The following is a 25869-nucleotide window of genomic DNA, read 5'->3' as shown; positions in this document are numbered from 1 at the left end:
TTACTTTATCATTGATAAAATTTAATTAATTTTAAATTAAAAAAAATAATTTTTTATATAAAAATTTAATTATTTTTTTAATGTGTTTTCACAGTTGACAATGAACAGTGTATGTATCTATTTTAGATATCTATTTTAATGTAAAAAATAAAATTTATCAAAATTTTAAAAATTTAATGTTTTATAACAATTATTCAAAAGTATATTTGAAAATGAACAGAAAAAAAATAATCTCAATATTAAAAGAAAAATTAAATTTAAAAGACGTTTATGTTACAGAAGATAATAATCATTTTAAAATAACAGCTATAGGAAATATATTTCAAGGACTAACTCAAGTTAAAAGACAACAAATAATATATAAACCTTTAGTTAACATGATTACAGAAAATAAAATTCATGCTGTCTCTATAAAATCTTATACACTAGAAGAATGGGATAAAAATGAAAAATAACATATATTAAAAATAGTATAGAGATTTAACAGTAAAATGGATAAATTATATATAGAAGGCGATAAAAAATTAAATGGAAATGTTATAATTTCTGGTTCTAAAAATGCCGCTTTACCTATTTTGTTTATGACTATATTGACAGAAGAAAAAATTAAGATAAGCAACATACCAAAACTAACAGATATCACTGTAGCAATTGAATTATTGAAAAGTTTAGGAGCAAAAACAAAATATCAAAAAAAACTTTTATATATTGATACAAGTTCAATAAAAATTTATTCTCCACCATATGATTTAACAAAAAAAATAAGAGCATCTATCTGGATGTTAGCTCCCCTTTTAATTCGTTTTGGTCAAGCTAAAATATTTCTACCAGGAGGTTGTAAGATAGGTTCCAGACCTATTGATCTTCATGTTAAGGTTTTAATTAAATTAGGAGCAAAAATTGTTTTAGAAAAAAATTATATTTCTGCTTCTATTAGAAAACCCTTAATAGGAAAACGTATCTATATCGAAAAAATAAGTGTAGGAGCAACTATTACTCTTATGAGTGCTGCTACGCTAGCTCAAGGTACAACTATTATTGAAAATGCAGCTCAAGAACCAGAAATTATTGATATTGCAAAATTTTTAAATACCTTAGGTGCAAATATTATTGGAGCAGGTAGTAATACAATATTTATCAAAGGCGTTTTAAAACTTAATGGAGGAGAACACCGAATTATACCGGATAGAATTGAAACAGGAACCTTTCTAATTGCAGCAGCTGTTTCTAAAGGATTTATTATTTGCCGTCATACTGAACCTAAACACTTAAAAAACGTCTTAATAAAATTATCAGAATCAGGCGCTGAAATTGAAACAGGAAAAGATTGGATTCAATTAGACATGAGAGGAAAAAAACCAAAATCTATAAATATTTCAACTTCTCCATATCCAGGATTTCCAACAGACATGCAACCTCAATTTACTTTACTTAACAGTATTTCTCAAGGTGAAGGTATTATAACTGAAAACATATTTGATAATCGTTTTATCTATGTTTCAGAACTGATTAAAATGGGAGCACAAATAAAAATAAAAAATAATTCTATTATTTGTAAAGGTGTTTCTAATTTGTATGCTCAAAATTTATTTTCTAATGATTTAAGAGGATCAGCAACATTAGTTTTAGCAGGTTGTATTGCTAAAGGAATTACAATAGTTAACAATGTTTATCATTTTAAAAGAGGATATGAATCATTTTGTGAAAAACTAAAAAAATTAGGAGCAAATATTAAATATATATAAATATTTTTTACGTTTTAACAATGCAATTTATATTTATTTAAACTAAAAAAAAATATTAATTAATAATACTTTGGTAAAAAGATAACTAAAAGAACAGGGGTATTTTTATGTATGCAGTTTTTATTAGCGGCGGAAAACAATATCGAGTAAAAAAAAATCAAATTATTCAATTAGAAAAATTAAATAATCCACCGGGTTCAATAATTGAGTTTGATAATATTTTAATGATTTCTAATAAAAATGAAGTAAAAATAGGTAATCCTTTTTTATATGGAAGTAAAATTAAAGCTCATATTGAAAATCATGGTAGATTAAAAAAAATTAAAATAATAAAATTTAATCGCCGTAAACACTATAAAAAACAACAAGGTCATCGTCAATATTTCACTAATGTAAAAATTTTAGAAATTAATAATTTTAATAGGAAATAAATAAAAATGGCACATAAAAAAGCTGGTGGATCTACAAGAAATGGAAGAGATTCTAATGCTCAAAGATTAGGTGTTAAATGTTTTGGTGGTGAACTCATTTCAGCAGGTAGCATTATTGTAAGACAACGAGGAACTAAATTTCACCCTGGAAAAAATGTCGGTTGTGGAAAAGACCATACTATTTTTGCTACTATAAAAGGAAGGGTAGAATTTAAAAAAAAGGGAATTAAAAAAAGAACTTATATTAACATAGTTAACTAATATAAATTTTTTATAAAATATTAATTATAGAAAACCCCTTTTTTTAAATTAAGGAGGGGGTATTCTTTTTTTGAAACTTAAAAGTTAAATATTAAATATATATAATAAATAATTTTTATAAAAACAAAGAATAAAAAATGAAATTTATCGATCAAACAATTATTCAAGTTATTGCTGGAAATGGTGGAAATGGATGTATTAATTTTAGAAGAGAAAAATATATTCCTAAAGGTGGACCAGATGGAGGAGATGGAGGAGATGGTGGAAACGTTTGGTTAGAATCTAATGATAATTTAAATACTCTTATTGATCTTAGATTTAAAAAAATATTTCAAGCTTCACACGGAGAAAATGGATCTGGAAGAAATTGTTCTGGTAAAAAGGGTAATGATATAAAAATATATGTTCCGGTTGGTACCAAAATTATTAATTGTGAAACACGTGAAATCATAGGTGATTTAATTGAACATAAACAAAAAATATTAATTGCTAAAGGTGGTTGGCACGGATTAGGAAACACTAGATTTAAATCGTCAATCAATAGAACTCCAAGACAAAGAACACTAGGATCAATAGGAGAAAAACGTAATATACAACTAGAATTAATTTTAATAGCTGATGTAGGGACATTAGGTATGCCAAATGCTGGAAAATCTACCTTAGTAAAAAGTATATCTAGAGCTAGAACAAAAGTTGCAAATTATCCTTTCACTACAATAAACCCTATTCTAGGGAGCGTTAGTACACAAAATGGGAAATTTATTATAGCCGACATTCCTGGAATAATTAAAAATGCATCTCAAGGTTCTGGTTTAGGCATTAATTTTTTAAAACATTTAGAAAGGTGTAAAATATTACTTCACATTGTTGATTTATGCCCTACAAATTACTCTAATCCTATCGAAAATATAGAAATTGTCTTAAACGAACTAAAAAAATACAATCCACTTTTATATAAAAAACCAAGATGGTTAGTTCTTAATAAAATTGATTTAATAGAATCTTCAGAAATAGGAAAAATAATTGATAAAATTAAAAAATTTTTAAAAATAGAGGATAAATTTTACTTAATTTCTGCAATTAAAAAAACAGGTATTAAAAAACTATGCTCTGATATATCCTTTTACTTAAAGGGATAATTGTGTTTTTTATAAAAAATTCCTTTTTTTAGATTTTAATTTAAAATAACAATTTTTAACATTATGAAAATAAAAAAAAAGAACTCGGTTTATTATAAAAACCAAGTTCTTTAAAAAAATCAGTTAACGTTTAGAAAATTGAGTACGTTTTCTAGATTTGCGAAAACCTACTTTTTTTCGTTCAACTTGTCTTGAATCACGCGTAACAAAACCAGATTTTCTCAATTCAGAACGGAACAAATGATTATATTTAATTAAAGCACGTGTAATTCCTTGCCGAATAGCACCAGCTTGACCAGAAACTCCTCCTCCTTTTACTGTAATATAAATATTAAAATTATTCATCATATCAACTAATTCTAATGGTTGACGTACAATCATACAAGAAGTCTCACGACCAAAATAATCTTTTAAAGAACGTTTGTTTACAGTTATTTCTCCAGTACCAGATCTAAGAAAGACTCTAGCAGAAGAACTTTTACGACGTCCAGTTCCATAATTTTGAACTTTAACCATTTATTTTTATACCTTTTTTAAATATTTAAAAACTGAGGACATTGTGCTATATGATCATGATTTTCATTAGAAAAAACTTTTAATTTTTTAAACATTGAACGTCCTAGAGGACCTTTTGGCAACATGCCTTTTACAGCTATTTCTATTATTTTAGTAGAATTTTTTAAGAGCATTTCTTCGAACCTTGATTGTTTTATACCACCAATATAGCCAGTGTGATGATAATAAGTTTTATTCATTCTTTTTTTTCCGGTGACTAATATTTTTGAAGCATTTAAAACTATAATATAATCTCCAGTATCCAGATGAGGAGTATACTCAACTTTATGTTTTCCTCTAAGACGAATAGATATTGCACTTGCAAATCTACCTAGTATTTTATTCGTTGCATCAACATAAAACCAATTTCGTTTTATATCATTTAATTTAACTGAAAAAGTTTTCATTTCATAATTCACTTAAAAATAGTTATTAACAGAGAAAATAATACTATGATTATAATTAATAAGATATAGTAAATGTGTTATTGCCTATAATACTTTCTTAAACATTTTTATAAATAATTAATCATAAATAAAAATCCTTTAATAAAAAATAAAATTATATCAGTTTAATTTAAAATTAATATTTTCTTATATCTTACATATAAAAAATAAAGTTTTTTATCCAAAAAAAAAATAAGAAAAACTAACAAAAAAAAACTAATATATATAAATATTGATTGTATATAAATGAATATTATTTGTATTTTAAAATAATAAGAACATATATATAAAAATATATTTTATTTCAATAAAAAAATAAATATTGCACAGGTAAAATAAATTATGCCATCTAAAAATGATTTATTAAATTTTCGAAATGAAATTAATGAAATTGATAAAAACATTGTTCAGTTATTAGTAAAAAGAAAAAAGTTAGTATTAAATATAGCAAGATCTAAAATAAAAAATAATCAACCTATACGAGATATAGAAAGAGAAAAAAATTTGTTAGAAAAACTAACTAATTTGGCAAAAAAAAATAATTTAGATATTAATTATATAACACGTTTATTCCAATTAATAATTGAAGAATCTGTATTAACACAAAAAAAATTATTAAATAAATTTTGTAATGATAACAATCTGAATTGTTCTAGATTTTCTTTTCTTGGTCCTAAAGGTTCTTATTCACATATTGCTGCATCTCAATATGCAGAGCGAAATTTCAAAATGTGTATTGAAAATGCATGCTTTAATTTTAAAGAAGTTGTACAATCAGTCGAAAATAATCAAACAGATTATGCTGTTTTACCAATAGAAAATAGCTGTTCTGGATTTATTAATGAAATATTTGATATTTTAAAAAAAACAAATTTATTTATTATTGGAGAAATTAATATTTTAATAAATCATTGTTTGCTTGCAATAAAAAAAATAGAACTGAATAAAATTAAAACAATATATAGTCATCCTCAGCCATTTCAACAATGTAGTTATTTTATAAATCAATTTCCAAATTGGAAAATTCAATATACTAATAGTACAGCTGATGCAATGAAAAAAATCGCTAATTATAATGTAATAACTAATGCAGCGTTAGGTAGTGAATTAGGAAGCAAAATTTATGGATTAAAAGTACTATCTAAAAATCTAGCGAATAAAAAGAAAAATATCACAAGATTTATTTTATTATCAAGAAAACCTGTTACTTTTTCTTCAAAAATACCTACGAAAACAACATTAATATTTAATACAGGTCAAGAATCAGGAGCTCTTGCTGAAGTTTTATTAATATTAAAGAAAAAAAAATTAATCATGAAAAAATTAACTTCTCAAAACATTTATAAAAACCCATGGGAGGAAATGTTTTACATTGATATTCAAGCAAATTTATCATCTTCTTTAATGCAAGAAACTCTTGATCAAATCCGAAAAATTACTAAATTTATAAAAGTTCTAGGCTGTTATCCAAGTGAAAACACAGTACCAGTAATTCCATAAAAATTTTTAATTAGTTAAAAAAATATCTCAGATATTATATAAATACTGAAGCATATTAATAATAAATAAAAAAATTACAAAAAATCATGAATTTTAATATAAATATTAATTTAATATCACTGTAAAAAATGAGTAAAAAAAATGTTTAATAACTTAACGGAACGTCTGTCACAAAGTTTACGTAAAATTATTAATAAAGGAAGACTAACAGAAGAAAATATCAAAGATACTATACGAGAAGTAAGAAAAGCACTTTTAGAAGCTGATGTAACACTGTCAGTAATAAAAACATTTATCAAAAATGTTTCAAAAAAATCAATTGGTTATGAAATAAATAAAAGTTTAACACCTGGCCAAGAATTTATCAAAATTGTAAAAAATGAATTAATTTTAGCTATGGGTGAAAAACATCATAATTTAAACTTTTCTATTCAACCACCAGCAATAATATTAATTGTAGGACTACAAGGAGTTGGAAAAACAACGACTTTAGTAAAAATAGCTAAATGGATTAAAGACAAACATAAGAAAAAAATATTAACAACGTCAACAGACATTTATCGAGCCGCTGCAATTAAACAATTACAAATATTATCGAATCAAGTTAAGATAGATTTTTATTCATCTAATACAAATCAAAAACCAATAAATATAACAAAAGAAGCAATTGAATATGCAAAATTAAAACTATATGATGTTTTATTAATCGATACAGCAGGGCGTCTACATATTGATGAAATAATGATGAATGAAATAAATGAAATACAAAAAATTTCAAAACCTATTGAAACACTATTAGTAGTAGATGCGATGATGGGTCAAGATGCAATAAATATAGCAAAAAAATTCAACGAATATTTATCTATATCAGGTATAGTAATAACTAAAACAGACAGTGATGCTAGAAGTGGTGTTGCGTTATCAATTCGCTATATCACCGGAAAACCAATTAAATTTATAGGAAACGGAGAAAAATTAAGTGAATTAGAAATATTTAATCCTGAGAGGATAGCTGATAGAATTTTAGGAATGAATCAAGTTATATCTCTTATTAAAGATATCGAAGAAAAAGTAAATCAATCTCAAGTAGAAAAATTAACTAAAAAATTTAAAAAAGGAGATGATTTTAACTTAAATGATTTTTTAATACAATTAAAAGAAATGAAAAATATAGGAGGTTTAAACTATTTTATAGAAAAGTTTTCGAAGAATATAATGCTATCTAAAAATCCATTATTAGGAGAAGATAAAAATACTTTAAATAAAATAGAAGCAATTGTATATTCTATGACTTATAAAGAAAGAATCAATCCAGTAATCATTAAAGGTTCTCGTAAACGCAGAATTGCCTTAGGTTCCGGAACAAAAATTCAAGATGTAAATAAATTATTAAAAAATTTTAACGATATGCAAAGAATAATGAAAAAAATAAAGAAAGGAGGGATCGGAAAAATGATCCGAAATATAAAAAATATACTTCCTAAAAATTTTTAAAAAAATAAAACAATAATTTTTAGTTTAATATATATAAAAAAATACATAAAAAATTAAAATCTTTATATATAAGAGAGAAAATAGATGGTAAAAATTCGATTAGCCTTATATGGAACTAAAAAGCGTCCATTTTACAAAATGGTAGTAGCAGATAGCCGATTTGCTAGAGATGGACGATTTATAGAAAAATTAGGTTATTTTAATCCAGTTGATAAATACAAAAATTCGGCTATTAAACTAGATTTAGATCGCATTACATACTGGCAAAAACAAGGAGCACAGATTTCGAAAAGATCTAAAAAACTAATAAAATTATTAAATAAAAGAGAGGATTCATTATAAATATATTTTTAAAAAAACCATTGCATCCCATTTTAATAGGAAAAATAGGAAGAGCTTATGGGATACTAGGTTGGATAAAGTTTTTTTCTTTTACTGAAAATAAAGAAAAAATATTCAGTTATTTTCCATTGTTTATTCTTAAAAAAAAAAATGGGAAATAATTCATATTGATAAATGGAAAAAACACAATAATAATTTTATTATTCATATAAAAAATATCGTTGATCGTTCAATAATCAGTGAATTTACTAATTTAGATATTTTCATAGAAAAAAGCATACTTCCTACATTAAAAAAAGATGAATACTACTGGAACGATATTATTGATTGTGAAGTATTTAATACAAGAAAAAAATATTTAGGAAAAGTAATTAATTTGATAAGAAATCAAAATAACGACATTCTTATTATACAAGATCACTTAGAAAAAAATAATTTTAAAAAAATAATGATTCCCTTTATCTATAATAAAATAGTTCAGTGTATTAATATTAAACATAAAATTATAACGGTCATATGGAATTAAATAATTGTTCTCAAAATAAAAAAAAATATGATAGTGCTTTAATATCCTTTTATATAATTACAATTTTTCCGGAAATGTTCTATGCAATCACAAATTATGGAGTAATTGGAAAAGCTATTCATAAAAAAATTATAAATATTAAATTTTTTAATCCAAGAGATTTTACTGATAATAAATATAAATCTGTAGACGATCGTCCTTATGGAGGAGGACCAGGAATGCTAATGAGTGTAAAACCATTGTATTCTGCAATTCAACACGCAAAAGATTTGTTAAAAACTGCAGTAGTTATTTACTTATCGCCTCAAGGAAAACAATTCAATCAAAAAAAAATTCTAGAAACAATTAAAAATAAAAAAATTATTTTTGTCTGCGGTCGATATGAAGGAATAGATCAAAGAATTATTGATAATCAAGTAGATGAGGAATGGTCTATAGGAGATTATATACTTACTGGAGGAGAACTTGCAGCTATGGTTGCAATAGATTCTATTTCTAGATTTATTCCCGGAGTTATCAAAAAAACACAATCAATACAAGAAGATTCATTTTTTAATGATCTACTTGATTATCCACACTATACAAGGCCTAAAATAATAAACGAAATGAAAGTACCAGAAATATTACTTTCCGGAAATCATAATAAAATTCGTCTATGGCGTCTAAAAAAATCTTTAGAAAAAACATGGATAGAACGACCAGATTTATTAAAAAATAAAATTTTAAAAAAAGAAGAAAAAATAATCTTAAATAAATTTAAAAAAAAAATTAATAAAGAAAAAGACAAAAATAATTGTTAATTTTTAATTTTTTATAAAAAGGGAAAAAAATGACTAATATTATTCAAGAAATTGAAAAAGAACAATTGAAAAAAAATATACCTAATTTTCGTCCTGGAGACACAGTTGAAGTAAAAGTATGGGTGATTGAAGGTTCAAAAAAAAGGCTACAATCTTTTGAAGGAGTAGTTATTTCGATAAAAAATCGTTCTTTAAATTCATCTTTTACTGTTCGAAAAGTTTCTAATGGAGAAGGTATTGAACGTGTTTTTCAAACTCATTCCCATAGTATTGATAGTATATTGGTAAAAAGAAAAGGACAAGTGAGGAAGGCAAAATTATACTATTTAAGAACGCGTACTGGAAAATCTGCACGAATTAAAGAAAGAATGGAATAAGTTATTTTATTTAAAAAAAATATTTAAATATGCAGTCATGACGTTATTCTTGACTGCACCATTATTTATAAAAAAAAATAAAAATTTTTATTTCAAAAAATTAAGCAGTCCCACCGACAGTTAACTTTTCTATTTTTACAGATGGCTGACCTATTCCTACCGGAATATTTTGACCTTCTTTTCCACACATACCCATACCTTGATCCATTTTTAAATCGTCTCCAACCATTGATATCTGTTCCATAACTTCTAAACCAGATCCAATAAGAGTAGTATGTTTAATCGGTGAAAAAACTTTTCCTTTTTTTACTAAATAAGCTTCCGAAGTTGAAAATACAAATTGCCCAGAAGTAATATCCACTTGTCCTCCAGAAAAATTAATAGCGTATATTCCATAATCAATACTACTAATAATATCTTCTAACTTAGATTTTCCAGATGTCATATAAGTATTAGTCATACGAGGCATAGGTAAATGACAATAAGATTCACGACGTCCATTACCAGTAGATTTTGTTCCCATTAAACGAGCATTGAGTTTATCCTGCATATATTTTTTTAAAATACCATTTTCAATTAATACATTACATTGCCCTGGAACTCCTTCGTCATCAATATTTAATGAACCACGTTGATTTTTTATTGTCGCATCGTCAATGACAGTACATAATTCTGAAGCAACTTTTTTTCCAATCATATTAGTAAAGATTGAAGTTCCTCTTCTATTAAAATCACCTTCTAAACCATGTCCTACTGCTTCGTGTAATAAAACACCAGGCCATCCAGATCCTAAAACAACTGGAAAAGTACCAGAAGGTGCTTCTTTTGAAGATAAATTTAATAAAGCTATACGAACAGCTTCCTTTGTCCAATAATCAACTCTATTTTCTCCAAAACAATCATCTTGTGTGATGAAGAAGCTATAATTAGTACGGCTACCCCCTCCACTTCGACCTCTCTCTCTTCTACCTCGTTCTTCGACTAAAACACTAACAGAGAATTCAACTAAAGGTCTTATATCTGAAGATAAATTACCGTCAGTAGAAACAACTAAAATTTGTTCGTATGATCCACTTAAACTAGCATTTACCTCTACAACACGATCATCCATACTACGTGCTATGTGATCTACTCTATAAAGTAAATTAGTTTTTTCTCTAGATGTGAATGTTTTTAGTGGATTGATAGGATCATAAAAGAATTTTTTTTCTTGGTTTAATAAAGGTTTTACTTTTGATTTTTCTTTCGCATCAAAAATACTTTTTGCCATACGAGCACTTTTTCTCACTGCATCTATAGATATTTGATCAGCATATGAGAATCCTGTTGTTTCTCTACAAACAGCTCTTACGCCAACTCCTTGATCTAAATGATAATCACCTTCTTTAATAATTCTATTTTCTAATAACCAAGATTCACAAAAACGAGATTGAAAATAAAAATCTCCATAATCTATGTTATGAGTACAAAACTCTTCTAAAGAAGAAAAAATATCTTGATGATTTATTTTATTTGCAGTCAATAAAGACTCACTAACTAATTCCAATGTCATTTTAATTCACTTTTTTGCGTTAAATTTTATTATTATTTATTATAAAATATTATTTAAAAAAATAAAAAATATTTTTTATAGATATTGTTATATAATATCTTCAAAATTTTTAAGAAAAACTTCAAATTTAATACTTATTCGAGATAATAATGAAAAAAATTATAAACGTGTTATTGATAAACGGACCTAATTTAAATCTTTTAGGGACTAGAGAAACAGAAATTTATGGAGATGAAACTTTATCTCATTTAGTAGATAATTTAAAAAAAAGATCAAAAAAACTTAATATATCGTTAAGTCACATTCAATCTAATGCTGAACATGCACTGATCGAAAAAATACATTCCTCTAAAAAAGAAAAAATTGATTACATTATTATTAATCCTGCTGCATTTACACATACAAGTATAGCAATCAGAGACGCATTAATTGCTGTTGATATTCCATTTATTGAAGTTCATATTTCAAATATTTATGCAAGAGAAAATTTTCGTTCACATTCATGGTTATCTGATATTTCTAAAGGTGTTATTACAGGTTTAGGTTTTGATGGTTATTATTGGGCATTAAAAACAATATCGAAAAGATGCAGCCTATAAAAAACTATCGATAAAAACATCTTATTTGCACCTTCTTTTGTAGGATGAAATTTTAGAAAGTGCAATAGGATTAAAATATAAAATTCAATATTAATTTTTAAATTAATTCATACCATACCTTTTCAATTTTTTTCGCAAAGTACTTCGATTAATACCCATAATAGAAGCAGCTCGTGTTTGATTTCCACGTGTGTATTGCATAATTGTATCCAATAATGGTCGTTCTAGTTCAGATAGAACTAATTGATATAAATTACCTACACGTTTACTATCATCTAAATGTAAAAAATAATTTTCTAAAGATTTTTTTACTAATATACGCAAGGGTTTTTTAACCATTTTATCTTGTTTGTCTTTAGTATGAATAACTAAAAATTCTGTATGTATTGAATCTTCTGACATAGAATGATCGACTCTTTAATCTTTTTTGATGTATATATATTATTAATTAAATTTTTTATTAAAACAATAAATCATACTTTAGAAAAGAGATATGTTGTATTTTAAAAAAAACTAATTATTTTCAATTTTATTAAAAATATTATATATTCATTTATCTAAATATAAAAGAAGGTCTTGCATATCTTGTGGTAAAGGCGCCTTCCAACTCATTGACTGTTTAGTAACAGGATGGACAAATTCAATATAATTAGCATGTAATGCTTGACGAAAAAAATTAAATTTTTGGTGAATTTTTTCATTTTCTTTATAATTATTAAAACCATAATTAATACCTCCATATAGGGGGTCTCCTAATAAAGGATATCCAATATGAAGCATATGCACACGAATTTGATGTGTACGACCAGTTTCTAACCTAAAAGAAACATAGGTGTGCAATTTAAAACGATTAATTATTCTATAGTGTGTAATAGATTTTTTACCTAAAGAATGGGCTATCATACATACTCTTTTGGAAGGATGGCGCATGATAGGACAATTAACAACACCACCTGAAATCATGTTACCTTTAACAACACCTTGATATTTTCGGATAATTTTTCTTTTTTTTAACAATGTTACTAATTGATTATATGAAGAAATTGTTTTTGCAATAAGCATTAATCCACTCGTATTTTTATCTAAACGATGAACAATTCCACAACGAGGTATGTGGTTAATATTTTTATAACGATGTAACAATGCATTCAAAATTGTGCCATCTTCATTACCTGCTCCTGGATGAACGACTAAACCAGACGGTTTATTAATAACTAATATATCATTATCTTCGTGAATAATGTTTAATAAAATATTTTCAGGTAAATTAATAGGCGATTTCTCAATAGGAGAACAAACCGTAATTTTTGCACCTCCTAATATTTTTTTGTCAGGTTGATTTTCAATTTTTCCGTCGACATAAACATTATTCATAATAATCCATTTCTTTAAACAGGTACGAGAATATTGTATAAAAATTTTAGATAAAATTTTATCTAGTCTTTTTCCTGTAAAACCAACATAAGGTACAAAAGCATTTAATTCTTTTTTTTCCAATGGAATAACCCTTATTTTACAATAAAACATATTTATATAAATCTAAACCTTTAATTTTTACAGAATATGATATTGTATATATTATTAATATTCTATATCTTACTAAGATTAGTAGTAATTTATACATTATTGAATACAAATACGATTTAAAAAATTTTTATTAATTGAAAGACAAATACTAATGAAAAAAAATAAAAATGTTATATTTATTTTTATGATATTATTTTTAACTTTTGAAGTATATTCTCAAAATTTAAAAAGTCATATTTTCATGTCAAATTATTATTTTTACCAAAAATGCAAAAAAGCATTGAAAGAAGAAAATTTCTATAAAGCAATATTTAATTTAGAAAATATTAAAAAGAACAATATTATTAATTATATTGATGATAAGGTTAGAATAAATTTGATTTATGCTTACTACAAAGTTTCAGAATTCAATATGGCTGAAAAAAATATAGAAGAATTTATTAAATTATATCCAAAACATCCAAATATAGATTATATCTTTTATATAAAAAGTTTGATTAATATATCTTTAGATAAAAAAATATATCATAACGTTTTCTCTATAAAAACTTATAAAAGCAATCCTATTTATGCAACTAAAGCATTTTTCCAACTTAAAAACTTTATCTATAATTATCCTAATAGTTCATATGTGGTAAATGCAAAAAAAGACTTATTTTATTTAAAAAATCGTTTATCAGAATATGATCTAAAAATATTAAAATATTATTTTTTTCAAAAAAAATATATAGCAGTTATTAATCGAGGAGAAGAAATACTGAAAAAGTATCCAGAAACCTTAGCTGCAATAAATGCACTTGAATACATGAAAAAATCTTTTCTTGCATTAAAAATTTTTGATACAGCTGAAAAAATATCTAAAATTATTTTATTAAATAAAGTTTAGTTTTTTTTGTAAATAAATTAATTTTTATTTTTAATATTTAAGTAAAAAAAATGAAAAACACAACAAATGAAATAAGACAAAAGTTCTTAAATTTTTTTAAAGAAAAAGGGCATGTAATTATGCCAAGTAGCTCTTTAATTCCAAAAGACGATTCAACATTATTATTTACTAATGCAGGAATGAATCAATTTAAAGAATATTTTTTAGGTCAAAAACAAAAATTTTATCCGCGTATTACAACTGTGCAACGTTGTTTAAGAACCGGAGGAAAACACAATGATTTAGAAAACGTAGGCTATACTAAAAGACATCACACATTTTTTGAAATGCTTGGTAATTTTAGTTTTGATGACTATTTTAAAAAAGAAGCAATCACATACGCATGGGAATTACTTACATCAAAAAAATGGTTTAATATAGATAAAAATAATTTATGGATTTCAGTATACGAAGAAGATGAAGAAACATATAAAATATGGCGTAACATTATCAATGTTCCTTCTAATCATATTATAAAAATAGGTAATAAAAACAATTGTCAATATGATTCTGAAAATTTTTGGCAAATGGGTGAAACTGGACCATGTGGTCCATGTACAGAAATATTTTATAATTACAGCAATGTAGATAATTCTAATGATTTTTTAAAAAATAAAAATGAAAGTTTTATAGAAATTTGGAACATTGTTTTCATAGAATTTAATCGTATTTCAAAAACAAAAATAATTCCTTTAGTAAATAAATCTATAGATACAGGTATGGGTTTAGAAAGAATATCAGCTGTCTTACAAAATGTTCATTCTAATTATAAAATTGATATTTTTCAAAAATTAATTAATAAAATATCTGAATTTACCGAAGTAAAAGATTTAAATAATACTTCTTTAAAAATAATTGCAGATCACATTAGATCTTCTTCATTTCTTATTGCTGAGAATATTGTACCTTCAAACGAACATCGAGGATATGTTTTAAGAAGAATTATTAGAAGAGCACTTAGACATGGTCATAAAATTGGAATAAAAAATCATTTCTTTTATAAACTAGTTCCTAGTTTAATAGAAATTATGGGTGATTCTGCTAAAATACTGAAAAAAAAAGAAAAAATAATAGAAAAAACTTTAAAAATAGAAGAAATACAATTTTCTCAAACATTAGATAAAGGTTTAAAAATACTAAATACAGAAATAAAAAAAAGCATCAATAAGAAAATTTCTGGAAAAACTGCATTCTATCTTTATGATACATTCGGATTTCCTATTGATTTAACATCTGATATTTGCCGTGAAAAAAATATAAATATTGATTTTAAAGGTTATAATATAGCTAAAGAAGAACAAAAAAAACAATCTAATATAAAAAATAAGTTTTATAAAGATTATAATGAAGATATCATTGTTAATAATTCATGTATATTTGAAGGTTACAAAAAAAACAAAACAAAATCATTAATAAAATATATTTTTATAAAAAACAAATCTGTATCCTTAATATCAAAAAAACAAACGGCAACTATTTTTCTTGATAAAACTCCTTTTTATCCAGAATCTGGTGGTCAAATAGGTGATATAGGTGAATTATATTACAAAAAATCGCGTTTTATAGTAAAAAATACAAAAAAATATGGAGATGCCATAGGACATTTTGGAACGTTGATTTCAGGTAAAATGGAAATTAATGAATTAATATATAGTAAAATTGATCAAATATATAGAAATTCTATTCAGTTAAATCATTCAGCAACGCATTTACTTCATGCTGCACTACAAAAAATATTAGGGGATAATGTTTTTCAAAAAGGTTCCTTAGTCAGTAATACACACTTAAGATTTGATTTCTCTTATTCTGGTAATATAAATTTATCTCAACTACAAAAAGTTGAAAACGTTGTTAATAAAAAAATTCGCAGTAATAATTTAATTAAAGTTAAAAATTTAAGTTTAGAAGAAGCTAAAAAGACAAAAGCTATAGCATTATTTGATCATAAATATAAAAATTTTGTTAGAGTCGTGTTTATAAAAGATTTTTCTATAGAACTTTGCGGAGGTACTCATGCAAAAAGAACTGGGGACATTGGATTGTTTAAAATAATAGAACAATCAAGTATATCATCAGGAATTAAAAGAATTGAAGCTGTGACTGGACAAAAAGCAATCGATTATTTGCATGTTAAAGACAATAATATAAACAATATATCTTTTCTTTTAAAATGTAAACATTCTAATATAAAAGAAAAAATAGAAAAATTAATAATACAAGTTAAATATTTAGAAAAAAAAACAGATCAATTACAAAAAAAAGAAAATGTATATCAAATTAAAAAATTAATTAAAAATATTGATAATATTAAGGGAATAAACTTATTAATTAATACGTTTCAAAATTATGATCAAAAATCTATGCGAATAATACTTGATCAATTAAAAAAAGAACTAAAAATTGCAATTATCATACTTATAAATAAAAATAAAAATGATTTTACAGTTATTATTGGAGTAACAAAAAATTTAATTAATTATATAACTGCATTGAAAATCATTAATATTTTTATTAAAAAAACTAATGGTAAGGGAGGAGGAAAAAAAGAAATTGCGGAAGGAGGTAGCATGAACATAAAAAAATTACCTATGATTTTAACTAACATAAAATCCTGGATCAAAATACAATTAGAAAATATAAAAATAGAAAATTTTAACAATTAATATTTAATTAAACTATTTTTAATTTAAATAAAAATATTTTTTTTATAATTATTTATCAAATAAATTGCTTATAATTAAAAGAATTTTATGTAATGATATACTATTAAGACATTTTATGGTCTACGTTTAACCCCGTGTTGTTTATAAAGCCAGGAACCAGATGGGCTAAAATCTTTTATTTCAAGGAAAAAAGAATGCTTATTCTAACTCGTCGAGTTGGCGAAACGTTAATAATTGGCGATGAGATAACTGTAACAGTACTAGGAGTTAAAGGTAACCAAGTTCGTATTGGTGTAAATGCCCCTAAAGAAGTTTCGGTACATCGTGAAGAAATATATCAACGTATTCAAGCAGAAAAAAAACAAAAAAAAAGTTGATAGTAAATACTGCATCTTACTTCTTTTAGGTAAGATGCTTTTTTATTTTTTTACAAAAAATTTTTAAAAAAAAATTGACTTATATTAAAAAAAAAGTATTATTAAGATAATAAAAAATTTTTTAGTCAGGTGAGATGGCCGAGAGGATTAAGGCGCTCCCCTGCTAAGGGAGTATGCAGAAATAATCTGCATCGAGGGTTCGAATCCCTCTCTCACCGCCATGTTTATTGTATTTTACACATTTAAATTGCATCCGTAGCTCAGTTGGATAGAGTACTCGGCTACGAACCGAACGGTCGGAGGTTCGAATCCTCCCGGATGCAAAAAAAATCCAAAAAACGTCTTAATCAAGCAAAATACCATGTATAAAAATAAATCTTTAAGAAAATTATTTTTTTAAAAAATTATCTTTTAAAAAAAAATTAAGGAGAAAAAATTGATAGAGGATATCTCAAAAAAAATTGATTGGCTGAAAAAACAGCCAGCAATATTAAAAGATATTTTTCGAGGTATTGAGCGTGAAACTTTAAGAATTGAAAAAAATGGTAACTTTTCTAATACCCAACATCCATATTTACTTGGTTCACCTTTAACACATAAATGGATCACAACTGATTTTTCAGAAAATTTATTAGAATTTATTACACCTGCTAGTAGTAGCATTAATTATTTATTAAAATTTTTAAAAAATTTACATTCTTTCACAGCTCATAAAATCAAAAATGAACGAATGTGGCCATTCAGTATTCCTTATATTTATAATCAATCCATGACTATTAAAATAGCTCAATATGGAACTTCCGATCTTGGGAAAATAAAAAATATTTATAGAAAAGGTTTAAAAAACCGATATGGTGATCTAGTAAATACTATTTCAGGAATACATTATAATTTTTCTTTACCTAAAATATTTTGGAAAAATTGGAAAAAATATGAAAATAACTTACAAAATACAGATTATATTTCATGTGGCTATCTAAATTTAATTAGAAATTATTATCGATTTGGATGGATTATTACCTATTTATTTGGAGCATCACCTGCAGTATCAAAACATTTTTTAAAAAACAAAAAATATGAATTCAAAAAAAATACAGAAGACATGTTATATTTACCATGGTCAACTTCCTTGAGATTAAGCGATATCGGATATACTAAAACTTCTATTACAGAATTGAATATTATGTTCAACGATTTAAAATCGTACATTGAATCTTTACATAAAGCGATAAATACACCTTCAAAAAAGTTTTCTAATATAGGAATAAAAAACAAAAAAGGCGAATTTCTGCAATTAAATACAAATATATTACAAATGGAAAGTGAACTATATACGCCAATAAGACCAAAAAGAAAAACTAATCCTGGCGAATCACTTTTAGAAGCTCTTGGAAAAAGAGGAATTGAATATATAGAAGTGCGTTCTTTAGATATTAATCCATTCTCTTCAATAGGAATAAATAAACAACAAATACTAATATTAGATTTATTTCTAATTTGGTGTGCATTAATTAAAGCACCTAAAATGAATAAAGAAAACTTTTTAGTAAATAATAAAAATTGGGACAAAATTATTTTTGAAGGAAGAAAACCGAATCAAAAAATTTATATTAATAATAAATATGAAAAAAAAACACTAATTGAAATTGGTGAAAAAATTTTTAAAGATTTAAAAAAAATTGCTAAAATACTAGATTATCAATCTAAAAGTTTTAAATATCAACATGCATGTGAAGAAATAATACTTTTTTTTAAAAATCCAGAATTAACTTATTCAGCAAAATGTTTAAAACTTTTAATCAAAAATGGAATAAAAAAAACTGGATTAAATTTAGCAAATAAATATCATAAACAATTTATTAGTAAATTTAATTATAATTCAGATAAAAATACTTTAGAACGTGAAGTTATACTCTCTCATAAAAAACAAAAAAAAATAGAAAAAGACGAAATTTTATTTAAAAAGAATAATCTCTCCCATGCTAAAAATTAACATGGGAAATAATTAAAAATCAACATAATTTTCCATATTGAGTTCACTTTACTATATTATTTAATATATAATTTATTTAATTATTTATTTCTTTATCGAAATAGAGAATTATACTAAATAATTTTTATTGCAATAATTCATCTACTTTATCTAATTTTTCCCAAGGAAACTCTTCTCTTCCAAAATGTCCGTATACTGCTGTATTAAGATAAATTGGACGAAGAAGATCGAGCATTTCAATCAATCCATAAGGACGTAAATCAAAAATATTGCGAACTAAATTAATTAAAGATTTATTGCTTACTTTTCCAGTTCTGAAAGTTTCTATCATAATTGAAGTAGGTTCAGCAATTCCAATAGCATAAGATAATTGAATTTCACAACGATCTGCTAATCCTGCTGCAACAATATTTTTAGCTACATATCTTGCTGCATAAGCAGCAGAACGATCTACTTTTGAAGGATCTTTACCAGAAAAAGCTCCTCCTCCATGTCTAGACATTCCACCATAAGTATCAACAATAATTTTACGACCTGTTAAACCACAATCTCCCATAGGGCCTCCAATAACAAATCTACCTGTAGGATTTATGAAAAACTTCGTATTCTTAGTTAACCATTTTTTTGGTAAAACTGGTTTTATAATTTCTTCCATAACAGCTTCTTTTAAAATATTTTGAGTAATACTTTCTTTATGTTGAGTCGAAAAAACTACTGTATCTATTCCGATTATATGACCGTTTTTATATTTAAATGTTACTTGGCTTTTAGCATCTGGTCTAAGCCAATGTAAAATATTTTTTTTTCTTAATTCAGACTGCTTTTTTACTAGTAAATGAGCATAAGTAATAGGTGCTGGCATTAAAACTTCTGTTTCATTAGTGGCATAGCCAAAAATAATTCCTTGATCCCCAGCTCCTTGTTCTAAGGGATTGCAACGATCTACTCCTTGATTAATATCAGGTGACTGTTTTCCTATAGCACTAAGTATTGCACAAGAATTTGCATCAAAACCTGTTTCAGAATTAATGTAACCAATGTTATTAATAGTATTTCGAGTAATTTCTTCAACATCCACCCAAGCTGTAGTGGTAATTTCACCGCCAATTAAAACCATTCCTGTTTTAACATACGTTTCGCACGCTACTCTTGCTTTTAAATCTTGTTTAATGATTTCATCTAATAAAGCATCAGAAATTTGATCTGCAATTTTATCAGGATGTCCTTCTGACACTGATTCTGATGTAAAAAGATATTCAGTCATTTTTATTTACCTTTTTTTAAAATTCTGAAAAATTAAAAAATATTTTAATAAAAGATATACTAATATTTCTATCTAATTTAAAATATTGTTAAAAATAATACTTGATTAATATATTTATTTAAAATAAAAAAATAAAAAATTTCTTATTTAATAAAATTAATTTTTTAAAAAGACAAAATAATATGATAAAAAAAATAATCTTGATAACGATTAGTATATTTTTTTTTTATTTTTAACTAAAAAAAATAATTTTAAAAAAAATCATATACAAAATTTTCAACAAGCTAAAGTGCTTGCAATTAAAATTCACAAAAATGCACCTGGATCATTTTATTGCGGATGTAAAATTATTTGGAATGGGAAAAAAGGGACACCTGATTTATCATCATGTGGATATAATATTCGAAAAAATAAAAACCGAGCAACTAGAATTGAATGGGAACATGTAGTACCAGCATGGGAATTTGGACATGAAAAAAAATGCTGGAAAAATGGAGGACGAAAACAATGCATCAAGAATAAATTATATCAAAAAATTGAATTTGATCTTCATAATTTGCAACCTGCTATTGGAGAAATAAATGGAGATCGATCTAATTTTAAATACAGTCAACTAGATAGCAATATAAAAAAATATGGTAAATGTACCATGAAAATAGATTTTAAAAAAAAATTAGCTGAACCACCTGATAGAGCTAAAGGGAAAATAGCTCGAACTTATTTTTATATGAGTAAAAAATATAAAATTAAATTATCTAAAATCGAAAGGAATTTGTTTAAAATATGGGATATTAATTTTCCTGTAACTAAATGGGAATGTGAAAGAGAAAATTTAATATTTCAAATACAAGGAAGCCATAATAATTATATTTATAAAAAATGCAAAATTTCTTATTTAAAAACAAAAAATTAAAAAAATGAAAAAACGTATTCCACGAATTTATATCGAAGATTTTTTAAAAATTAATCAAGTAATATCGTTATCTAAATCTTGTACACATTATGTAAAAAAAGTATTGAGAATGGAAGAAAAAGATAAAATAGAAATATTTAATAATACTAATTATATTTTTTTTTCTGAAATAAAAGAAATTAACAGTCAAACAATAAAAATAATAATTTTAAAAAAACAAATAAAAAATCTCGAATCACCATTATCAATTCATTTAGGACAAGTACTATCAAAAAATAAAAAAATGAATTTTTCTATCCAAAAATCTGTTGAATTAGGAGTAAATAGAATTACCCCACTATTTTCAGAATACTGTAATTTTCAAAAAAATTTAAGATGTTTTTCAAAAAAAAATATACGTTGGAAAAATATAGTAATTTCTGCTTGTCAACAATGTCATCGTAATAATATTCCTGAAATTAAACAACCAGAACATATTTTCACATGGTGCAAAAAAAAATATAAAAATGAAATAAAAATAGTATTTGATCCAAATGCTACGTTAACAATTAACGAACTGCCTAAAGAAATTAACTTTGTTCGATTTTTAATAGGCTGTGAAGGTGGATTTTCACTTTTAGAAATGGAAAAAATAATTCAATATGGATTTATTCCTATTAAATTAGGACCTAGAGTTTTAAGAACAGAAACAGCTGTAATTGCAGCAATTACTGCTTTACAAATAAAATTTGGTGATTTCAGTTAATTTTAATGAAAAAAGTATATTTTATTAGGTGTTAAAACAATAGGTAAGGAAACATCCCAAGGTTGTCTAGGTATATAATTAACACGCTGAAAATCATAGGCTATTCCTATCGGAATAAATTTTTTTGTTTTCCAATGCATTAAAAATCGATCATAAAAACCTCCACCCATACCAAGTCTAACACCTTTATGATCAAATGCAACCAAGGGTACTATTATCAAATCTAAATTTGATTCTAAAATAATATCTTGAATGTTATAAAAAGGTTCTAATATATTATATTGATTGTAATATAAAATAGATTGGGAGGTAAACCGAACAAAAAATAATTTTTTTGAAAACATAGAACTTATTATAGGAAGAAATACGTTTTTTTTCTTTAACCATAATTTTAAAATTAAAGGATATGTATTTATTTCTCCATCAAAAGATAAAAAACAAGCAATGTTTTTAGAATTATGAATAAAATCACAATTAAAAATAGTTTTTAAAATTTTATTTGATTCATCATATTGTTGTGTTAACGTTATCGAATTACGTATTATTCGAATATAAGATCGAATTTCTTTTCGATTTTGTAAGAGTTTAGTTGACATAATCTATATAAATTACATTATTAATAGTTTTTAATAAATAAAGTTAATTTTTAATAATCTTAATTCCTTTTTGAGTGCCGATTAAAACAACATCTGCAACTCTTGAAGCAAACAAACCAACACTAACAACTCCAGGTAATGAATTTATTTTTTTTTCTATTAAGATTGGATTATTGATATATAAATTATAAACATCTATAATTATGTTCCCATTATCTGTTGTAATATTTTCTCTTAATTTTGGTTGACCTCCTATTTTTAGGATTTCTTTTGAAATATAAGAAAATGCTATAGGAATAATTTCAATAGGCAATGGAAAATTACCTAAAATATTTACTTGTTTTGATTCATCAATAATACAAACAAATTTTTTTGACATAGCAGCAATGATTTTTTCTCTTGTTAAAGCTGCTCCACCACCTTTAATCATTTGCATATTATTATTGATTTCATCTGCACTATCTACATAGATTTCTAATGAATCAAAAGTATTTAAATCTAATACTTCTATTCCATGTTGTTCTAATAAAATAGTAGAAGAATTAGAACTAGAAACAGCTCCAGATATTAAGTTTTTTACTGTGCTTAAAGCTTGAATGAAATAAAAAACAGTGCTCCCTGTTCCTACTCCTATAACAGTTCCAGGACAAATGTAATCTAATGCAGCCCATGCTGCTTTTTTTTTTAATTCATTTAAATTCATAGTATAAAAACCTATTTTATTTTAAATAAATATTCTAAAATAGAAAAGAATAATAGATTTTTAACATCATTAAACCAATAATTTAATTATAAATTATTATTTTAATAAAAAAATAATTTATATATTTTTATAAAAAACTTTTGTATAGAGAAAAAAAAGATGTTTCTAGAATGGCTGGGGTACCTGGATTCGAACCAGGGATGCCGGTATCAAAAACCGGTGCCTTAACCACTTGGCTATACCCCATTATCATTACAGATTTTTTTTAAAGAAGAATATTTTAATATACGGGAGGCGAGATTTGAACTCGCACACCTTGCGGCGCCAGAACCTAAATCTGGTGCGTCTGCCTATTTCGCCACTCCCGCTACTATGTAATGGCTACGACGGGAATTGAACCCATGACCCCAGCGTTATGAGTGCTGTGCTCTAACCATCTGAGCTACGTAGCCTAATCAAAAAATAAAAAGCGTTTTTTTTATTGTTTTATAAAGATACTACTTTTTTTATTTTATAATATAAAAAATAAATAATCAATATAATTATTTATTTAAAAACAAGTAATTCTTTTATATATTTTAAAAAATAAAACGAGACCTAAAAAAAATGAGTACTGAAATAGAAAAAAAAAACAATAATTTTATTTATAAAATTATTAATGAAGATTTCAAGAAAAATAAAAATTTATTATTACATACACGTTTTCCTCCTGAACCTAACGGATACCTTCATATTGGGCACGCTAAATCAATACATTTAAATTTTGAACTCGCAAATTTATACAATGGATATTGTAATCTTCGTTTCGATGATACAAATCCTACTAAAGAAAATATTAAATATATTAATTCAATTCAAAAAGATATTAAATGGTTAGGTTATAAATGGCATAAAAAAATTTGCTATTCTTCTGAATATTTTCCAAAACTATATGAATATGCAAAAGAATTAATTAAAAAAGGTTTAGCGTATGTAGATGAATTAACAAAACAAGAAATACGAGAATATCGAGGAACTTTAAAAACTATAGGGAAAAACAGCCCTTATAGAAATAGAAGTATTGAAGATAACTTAAAATTATTCAAAAAAATGAAAAAAGGACAATTTAATGAAGGAGAAGCATGCTTACGTGCTAAAATCAATATGAATTCTTCCTTTATTGTTATGCGTGATCCTGTATTATATCGAATTATTTTTTCCACACATCACCAAACTGAAAATAAATGGTGCATATATCCTACATACGATTTTGCTCATTGTTTATCTGACTCTATTGAAGGCATAACACATTCTTTTTGTACATTAGAATTTCAAGATAATAAAAATTTGTATAACTGGATTCTAAAAAATACCAGTGTCAAACATTACCCAAAACAATATGAGTTCTCTAGATTAAATCTAGAATACTCAATTTTATCTAAAAGAAAAATCACAGTTTTAATTGAAAAAAAAATAGTTGATGGATGGGATGATCCACGAATACTCACTATTTCTGGATTAAAAAGAAAAGGATATACAGCGTCTTCTATTCGTGAATTTTGTCGTAGAATCGGTATTACTAAACAAAATAATTTAGTAGAATTTTCTATGCTAGAATACTGTATTAGAAAAGAACTAAATCAAAAAGCAATTCGTACTATGGCTATATTAGAACCAATCAAAATATTTTTATATAATATAGATGATAGTTATAAAGAAAAATTAATAGTTCCAAATCATCCAAATAATCCAAATTTAGGAACTCATGAAGTTATATTTACAAATACAATATATATTGAACGAGAAGATTTTAAAGAAAAATACGACAAAAAATATAAAAGATTAAAAATTGGAGCAGAAATCCGTTTAAGATATGCGTATATAATAAAAGCAGAAAAAATAGAAAAAGATAAAAATGGTAATATTATTAATATAATATGCTTCTGTGATATTAATAGTTTAGGAAAAAAACCAATCAATAAAAAAAATCCAGCAGTAATACACTGGATTGCAGTAAAAAATTCATTTCCAGCCCAATTTAAATTATATAACCAATTATTTAAAATTAAAAACCCTGAAAAAGAAAAAAATTTCTTATCTTTTTTAAATTCTGATTCATTAATAAGAAAAAGTGGTTTTATCGAGAAAAAAATAGCTCAAAATATAATAAAAAAAATGAATAATAATTCTGTATGTTTATCTTTTCAATTCGAAAGAATTGGGTATTTTTGTTTAGATGAATTTGATTCGAAAAAAAATAAATTAGTCTTCAATCGTACTGTTCATTTGCGAGATTCGTGGAATTTTAAAAAAATTAAAAATTAAAATTTTGCACTATACTTAATATTTTAAAATAAAATTAAAAACTTTTATATTTAAAAACTATTTAAAGTATTTGAATAAAAATAATTTAATTA

The 25869-nt window shown here is 24.7% G+C and carries 28 protein-coding genes and 5 tRNA genes; 22 read left to right on the top strand and 11 right to left on the bottom strand.

Features of this window, described 5'->3' with window-relative positions; translation table 11 throughout:
• Positions 1–212 precede the first annotated feature (212 nt).
• The 5 genes from D8S97_RS01825 to cgtA all read left to right on the top strand — a co-directional run bounded on the left by D8S97_RS01825 (position 213) and on the right by cgtA (position 3576).
• Entirely contained in the window at positions 213–455 is a 243-nt protein-coding gene (locus D8S97_RS01825) for a BolA family protein (protein WP_158361190.1), read from the top strand.
• A 36-nt stretch (positions 456–491) separates the two neighbouring features.
• Positions 492–1745 carry a UDP-N-acetylglucosamine 1-carboxyvinyltransferase gene (gene murA / locus D8S97_RS01820; RefSeq protein ID WP_158361189.1) on the top strand — a complete coding sequence of 418 codons (1254 nt, stop codon included), beginning with the start codon at positions 492–494 and terminating at the stop codon, positions 1743–1745.
• A 107-nt stretch (positions 1746–1852) separates the two neighbouring features.
• Positions 1853–2176 carry a 50S ribosomal protein L21 gene (rplU, locus tag D8S97_RS01815; protein ID WP_158361188.1) on the top strand — a complete coding sequence of 108 codons (324 nt, stop codon included), beginning with the start codon at positions 1853–1855 and terminating at the stop codon, positions 2174–2176.
• A gap of 6 nt (positions 2177–2182) precedes the next feature.
• Positions 2183–2437, top strand: coding sequence for a 50S ribosomal protein L27 (gene rpmA, locus D8S97_RS01810; protein ID WP_158361187.1), 255 nt, complete (start codon positions 2183–2185; stop codon positions 2435–2437).
• A 137-nt stretch (positions 2438–2574) separates the two neighbouring features.
• Positions 2575–3576: an Obg family GTPase CgtA gene (gene cgtA / locus D8S97_RS01805; protein ID WP_158361186.1), complete on the top strand. Its 1002-nt coding sequence runs from the start codon at positions 2575–2577 to the stop codon at positions 3574–3576.
• A 123-nt stretch (positions 3577–3699) separates the two neighbouring features.
• Here cgtA and rpsI read toward each other — a convergent pair whose 3' ends face one another.
• Both rpsI and rplM read right to left on the bottom strand, forming a co-directional pair.
• Entirely contained in the window at positions 3700–4092 is a 393-nt protein-coding gene (gene rpsI, locus D8S97_RS01800) for a 30S ribosomal protein S9 (RefSeq protein WP_158361185.1), read from the bottom strand.
• Positions 4093–4109: 17 nt separating this feature from the next.
• A complete protein-coding gene (gene rplM, locus D8S97_RS01795) occupies positions 4110–4538 on the bottom strand; it encodes a 50S ribosomal protein L13 (protein ID WP_158361184.1) in 429 nt (142 codons plus the stop codon).
• A 381-nt stretch (positions 4539–4919) separates the two neighbouring features.
• Here rplM and D8S97_RS01790 point away from each other — a divergent pair, with 381 nt between their 5' ends.
• The 7 genes from D8S97_RS01790 to rplS all read left to right on the top strand — a co-directional run bounded on the left by D8S97_RS01790 (position 4920) and on the right by rplS (position 9616).
• On the top strand, positions 4920–6077 hold the full coding sequence (locus D8S97_RS01790; RefSeq protein ID WP_158361183.1) for a chorismate mutase: 1158 nt from the start codon (positions 4920–4922) through the stop codon (positions 6075–6077).
• 141 nt (positions 6078–6218) lie between these two features.
• On the top strand, positions 6219–7571 hold the full coding sequence (gene ffh / locus D8S97_RS01785; protein ID WP_158361182.1) for a signal recognition particle protein: 1353 nt from the start codon (positions 6219–6221) through the stop codon (positions 7569–7571).
• Positions 7572–7655: 84 nt separating this feature from the next.
• Positions 7656–7913, top strand: a complete 258-nt coding sequence (rpsP, locus tag D8S97_RS01780) for a 30S ribosomal protein S16 (RefSeq protein ID WP_158361181.1) — start codon at positions 7656–7658, stop codon at positions 7911–7913.
• 20 nt (positions 7914–7933) lie between these two features.
• The gene (locus D8S97_RS03200; RefSeq protein ID WP_261789567.1) at positions 7934–8074 is read left to right on the top strand and encodes a hypothetical protein; all 141 of its coding nucleotides are present in this window, start codon (positions 7934–7936) and stop codon (positions 8072–8074) included.
• A complete protein-coding gene (gene rimM, locus D8S97_RS03195; protein ID WP_315968481.1) occupies positions 8071–8439 on the top strand; it encodes a ribosome maturation factor RimM in 369 nt (122 codons plus the stop codon). The genes D8S97_RS03200 and rimM overlap by 4 nt, the downstream gene beginning before the upstream one ends.
• On the top strand, positions 8430–9239 hold the full coding sequence (gene trmD, locus D8S97_RS01770) for a tRNA (guanosine(37)-N1)-methyltransferase TrmD (RefSeq protein ID WP_158361180.1): 810 nt from the start codon (positions 8430–8432) through the stop codon (positions 9237–9239). The genes rimM and trmD overlap by 10 nt, the downstream gene beginning before the upstream one ends.
• A gap of 29 nt (positions 9240–9268) precedes the next feature.
• Positions 9269–9616 (top strand): 50S ribosomal protein L19, encoded by a 348-nt coding sequence (rplS, locus tag D8S97_RS01765; protein WP_158361179.1) that lies wholly within the window; start codon positions 9269–9271, stop codon positions 9614–9616.
• Positions 9617–9716: 100 nt separating this feature from the next.
• Here rplS and tldD read toward each other — a convergent pair whose 3' ends face one another.
• Positions 9717–11168 carry a metalloprotease TldD gene (tldD, locus tag D8S97_RS01760; RefSeq protein ID WP_158361178.1) on the bottom strand — a complete coding sequence of 484 codons (1452 nt, stop codon included), beginning with the start codon at positions 11166–11168 and terminating at the stop codon, positions 9717–9719.
• Between the two features lie 149 nt (positions 11169–11317).
• Between tldD and aroQ the strand changes: the two genes are divergently transcribed.
• Positions 11318–11767, top strand: coding sequence for a type II 3-dehydroquinate dehydratase (aroQ, locus tag D8S97_RS01755; RefSeq protein WP_158361177.1), 450 nt, complete (start codon positions 11318–11320; stop codon positions 11765–11767).
• A gap of 102 nt (positions 11768–11869) precedes the next feature.
• On the opposite strand, the gene fis is transcribed toward aroQ, so the two are convergent.
• Positions 11870–12169, bottom strand: coding sequence for a DNA-binding transcriptional regulator Fis (gene fis, locus D8S97_RS01750; protein WP_158361176.1), 300 nt, complete (start codon positions 12167–12169; stop codon positions 11870–11872).
• A 147-nt stretch (positions 12170–12316) separates the two neighbouring features.
• Entirely contained in the window at positions 12317–13264 is a 948-nt protein-coding gene (gene rluD, locus D8S97_RS01745) for a 23S rRNA pseudouridine(1911/1915/1917) synthase RluD (RefSeq protein WP_158361175.1), read from the bottom strand.
• A 181-nt stretch (positions 13265–13445) separates the two neighbouring features.
• On the opposite strand from rluD, the gene D8S97_RS01740 reads away from it, so the two are divergent.
• The 6 genes from D8S97_RS01740 to gshA all read left to right on the top strand — a co-directional run bounded on the left by D8S97_RS01740 (position 13446) and on the right by gshA (position 19252).
• A complete protein-coding gene (locus D8S97_RS01740) occupies positions 13446–14180 on the top strand; it encodes an outer membrane protein assembly factor BamD (protein ID WP_158361174.1) in 735 nt (244 codons plus the stop codon).
• Positions 14181–14230: 50 nt separating this feature from the next.
• A complete protein-coding gene (gene alaS / locus D8S97_RS01735; protein WP_158361173.1) occupies positions 14231–16882 on the top strand; it encodes an alanine--tRNA ligase in 2652 nt (883 codons plus the stop codon).
• 194 nt (positions 16883–17076) lie between these two features.
• Positions 17077–17259 (top strand): carbon storage regulator CsrA, encoded by a 183-nt coding sequence (gene csrA, locus D8S97_RS01730; protein ID WP_011053910.1) that lies wholly within the window; start codon positions 17077–17079, stop codon positions 17257–17259.
• Between the two features lie 128 nt (positions 17260–17387).
• Positions 17388–17480 (top strand) — tRNA-Ser (locus tag D8S97_RS01725).
• A 28-nt stretch (positions 17481–17508) separates the two neighbouring features.
• Positions 17509–17582 (top strand) — tRNA-Arg (locus D8S97_RS01720).
• A 113-nt stretch (positions 17583–17695) separates the two neighbouring features.
• Positions 17696–19252 carry a glutamate--cysteine ligase gene (gene gshA, locus D8S97_RS01715; protein ID WP_158361172.1) on the top strand — a complete coding sequence of 519 codons (1557 nt, stop codon included), beginning with the start codon at positions 17696–17698 and terminating at the stop codon, positions 19250–19252.
• Between the two features lie 124 nt (positions 19253–19376).
• Here gshA and metK read toward each other — a convergent pair whose 3' ends face one another.
• Entirely contained in the window at positions 19377–20516 is a 1140-nt protein-coding gene (gene metK, locus D8S97_RS01710) for a methionine adenosyltransferase (RefSeq protein ID WP_158361171.1), read from the bottom strand.
• Between the two features lie 217 nt (positions 20517–20733).
• Here metK and D8S97_RS01705 point away from each other — a divergent pair, with 217 nt between their 5' ends.
• Together D8S97_RS01705 and D8S97_RS01700 are read left to right on the top strand one after the other, a co-directional pair.
• Positions 20734–21429: an endonuclease gene (locus tag D8S97_RS01705; RefSeq protein ID WP_158361170.1), complete on the top strand. Its 696-nt coding sequence runs from the start codon at positions 20734–20736 to the stop codon at positions 21427–21429.
• 4 nt (positions 21430–21433) lie between these two features.
• The gene (locus D8S97_RS01700; RefSeq protein WP_158361169.1) at positions 21434–22174 is read left to right on the top strand and encodes a 16S rRNA (uracil(1498)-N(3))-methyltransferase; all 741 of its coding nucleotides are present in this window, start codon (positions 21434–21436) and stop codon (positions 22172–22174) included.
• 2 nt (positions 22175–22176) lie between these two features.
• Here D8S97_RS01700 and D8S97_RS01695 read toward each other — a convergent pair whose 3' ends face one another.
• From D8S97_RS01695 to D8S97_RS01675, 5 genes are all read right to left on the bottom strand, one after another.
• Positions 22177–22770 (bottom strand): 5-formyltetrahydrofolate cyclo-ligase, encoded by a 594-nt coding sequence (locus D8S97_RS01695; RefSeq protein WP_158361168.1) that lies wholly within the window; start codon positions 22768–22770, stop codon positions 22177–22179.
• Positions 22771–22813: 43 nt separating this feature from the next.
• Positions 22814–23473: a ribose-5-phosphate isomerase RpiA gene (gene rpiA, locus D8S97_RS01690; protein ID WP_158361167.1), complete on the bottom strand. Its 660-nt coding sequence runs from the start codon at positions 23471–23473 to the stop codon at positions 22814–22816.
• Positions 23474–23644: 171 nt separating this feature from the next.
• Positions 23645–23719 (bottom strand) — tRNA-Gln (locus D8S97_RS01685).
• Positions 23720–23759: 40 nt separating this feature from the next.
• A tRNA-Leu gene (locus D8S97_RS01680) sits at positions 23760–23841 on the bottom strand.
• 10 nt (positions 23842–23851) lie between these two features.
• A tRNA-Met gene (locus D8S97_RS01675) sits at positions 23852–23925 on the bottom strand.
• A 154-nt stretch (positions 23926–24079) separates the two neighbouring features.
• Here D8S97_RS01675 and glnS point away from each other — a divergent pair.
• Positions 24080–25777, top strand: a complete 1698-nt coding sequence (glnS, locus tag D8S97_RS01670; RefSeq protein WP_158361166.1) for a glutamine--tRNA ligase — start codon at positions 24080–24082, stop codon at positions 25775–25777.
• Positions 25778–25869: the final 92 nt, after the last annotated feature.

Origin of the sequence: Buchnera aphidicola (Rhopalosiphum maidis) (assembly GCF_003671935.1) — a bacterium.
Classification (GTDB): Bacteria; Pseudomonadota; Gammaproteobacteria; order Enterobacterales; family Enterobacteriaceae; genus Buchnera; species Buchnera aphidicola_AL.
The sequence above is the reverse complement of the archived record's forward strand: the minus strand, read 5'-3'. Positions and strand labels throughout refer to the sequence as shown.

Excerpts from the sequence above, each read along its gene's own strand:
- alaS (WP_158361173.1), top strand. The coding sequence starts at position 14,231 with ATGAAAAACACAACAAATGAAATAAGACAAAAGTTCTTAAATTTTTTT.
- D8S97_RS01695 (WP_158361168.1), bottom strand. The coding sequence starts at position 22,770 with ATGTCAACTAAACTCTTACAAAATCGAAAAGAAATTCGATCTTATATT.
- D8S97_RS01790 (WP_158361183.1), top strand. The coding sequence starts at position 4,920 with ATGCCATCTAAAAATGATTTATTAAATTTTCGAAATGAAATTAATGAA.
- fis (WP_158361176.1), bottom strand. The coding sequence starts at position 12,169 with ATGTCAGAAGATTCAATACATACAGAATTTTTAGTTATTCATACTAAA.
- trmD (WP_158361180.1), top strand. The coding sequence starts at position 8,430 with ATGGAATTAAATAATTGTTCTCAAAATAAAAAAAAATATGATAGTGCT.
- D8S97_RS01740 (WP_158361174.1), top strand. The coding sequence starts at position 13,446 with ATGAAAAAAAATAAAAATGTTATATTTATTTTTATGATATTATTTTTA.
- rplU (WP_158361188.1), top strand. The coding sequence starts at position 1,853 with ATGTATGCAGTTTTTATTAGCGGCGGAAAACAATATCGAGTAAAAAAA.
- D8S97_RS01700 (WP_158361169.1), top strand. The coding sequence starts at position 21,434 with ATGAAAAAACGTATTCCACGAATTTATATCGAAGATTTTTTAAAAATT.
- cgtA (WP_158361186.1), top strand. The coding sequence starts at position 2,575 with ATGAAATTTATCGATCAAACAATTATTCAAGTTATTGCTGGAAATGGT.
- murA (WP_158361189.1), top strand. The coding sequence starts at position 492 with ATGGATAAATTATATATAGAAGGCGATAAAAAATTAAATGGAAATGTT.
- tldD (WP_158361178.1), bottom strand. The coding sequence starts at position 11,168 with ATGACATTGGAATTAGTTAGTGAGTCTTTATTGACTGCAAATAAAATA.
- metK (WP_158361171.1), bottom strand. The coding sequence starts at position 20,516 with ATGACTGAATATCTTTTTACATCAGAATCAGTGTCAGAAGGACATCCT.
- rpiA (WP_158361167.1), bottom strand. The coding sequence starts at position 23,473 with ATGAATTTAAATGAATTAAAAAAAAAAGCAGCATGGGCTGCATTAGAT.
- rpsI (WP_158361185.1), bottom strand. The coding sequence starts at position 4,092 with ATGGTTAAAGTTCAAAATTATGGAACTGGACGTCGTAAAAGTTCTTCT.
- rpmA (WP_158361187.1), top strand. The coding sequence starts at position 2,183 with ATGGCACATAAAAAAGCTGGTGGATCTACAAGAAATGGAAGAGATTCT.
- rpsP (WP_158361181.1), top strand. The coding sequence starts at position 7,656 with ATGGTAAAAATTCGATTAGCCTTATATGGAACTAAAAAGCGTCCATTT.
- glnS (WP_158361166.1), top strand. The coding sequence starts at position 24,080 with ATGAGTACTGAAATAGAAAAAAAAAACAATAATTTTATTTATAAAATT.
- rplS (WP_158361179.1), top strand. The coding sequence starts at position 9,269 with ATGACTAATATTATTCAAGAAATTGAAAAAGAACAATTGAAAAAAAAT.
- ffh (WP_158361182.1), top strand. The coding sequence starts at position 6,219 with ATGTTTAATAACTTAACGGAACGTCTGTCACAAAGTTTACGTAAAATT.
- csrA (WP_011053910.1), top strand. The coding sequence starts at position 17,077 with ATGCTTATTCTAACTCGTCGAGTTGGCGAAACGTTAATAATTGGCGAT.
- D8S97_RS01825 (WP_158361190.1), top strand. The coding sequence starts at position 213 with ATGAACAGAAAAAAAATAATCTCAATATTAAAAGAAAAATTAAATTTA.
- rplM (WP_158361184.1), bottom strand. The coding sequence starts at position 4,538 with ATGAAAACTTTTTCAGTTAAATTAAATGATATAAAACGAAATTGGTTT.
- aroQ (WP_158361177.1), top strand. The coding sequence starts at position 11,318 with ATGAAAAAAATTATAAACGTGTTATTGATAAACGGACCTAATTTAAAT.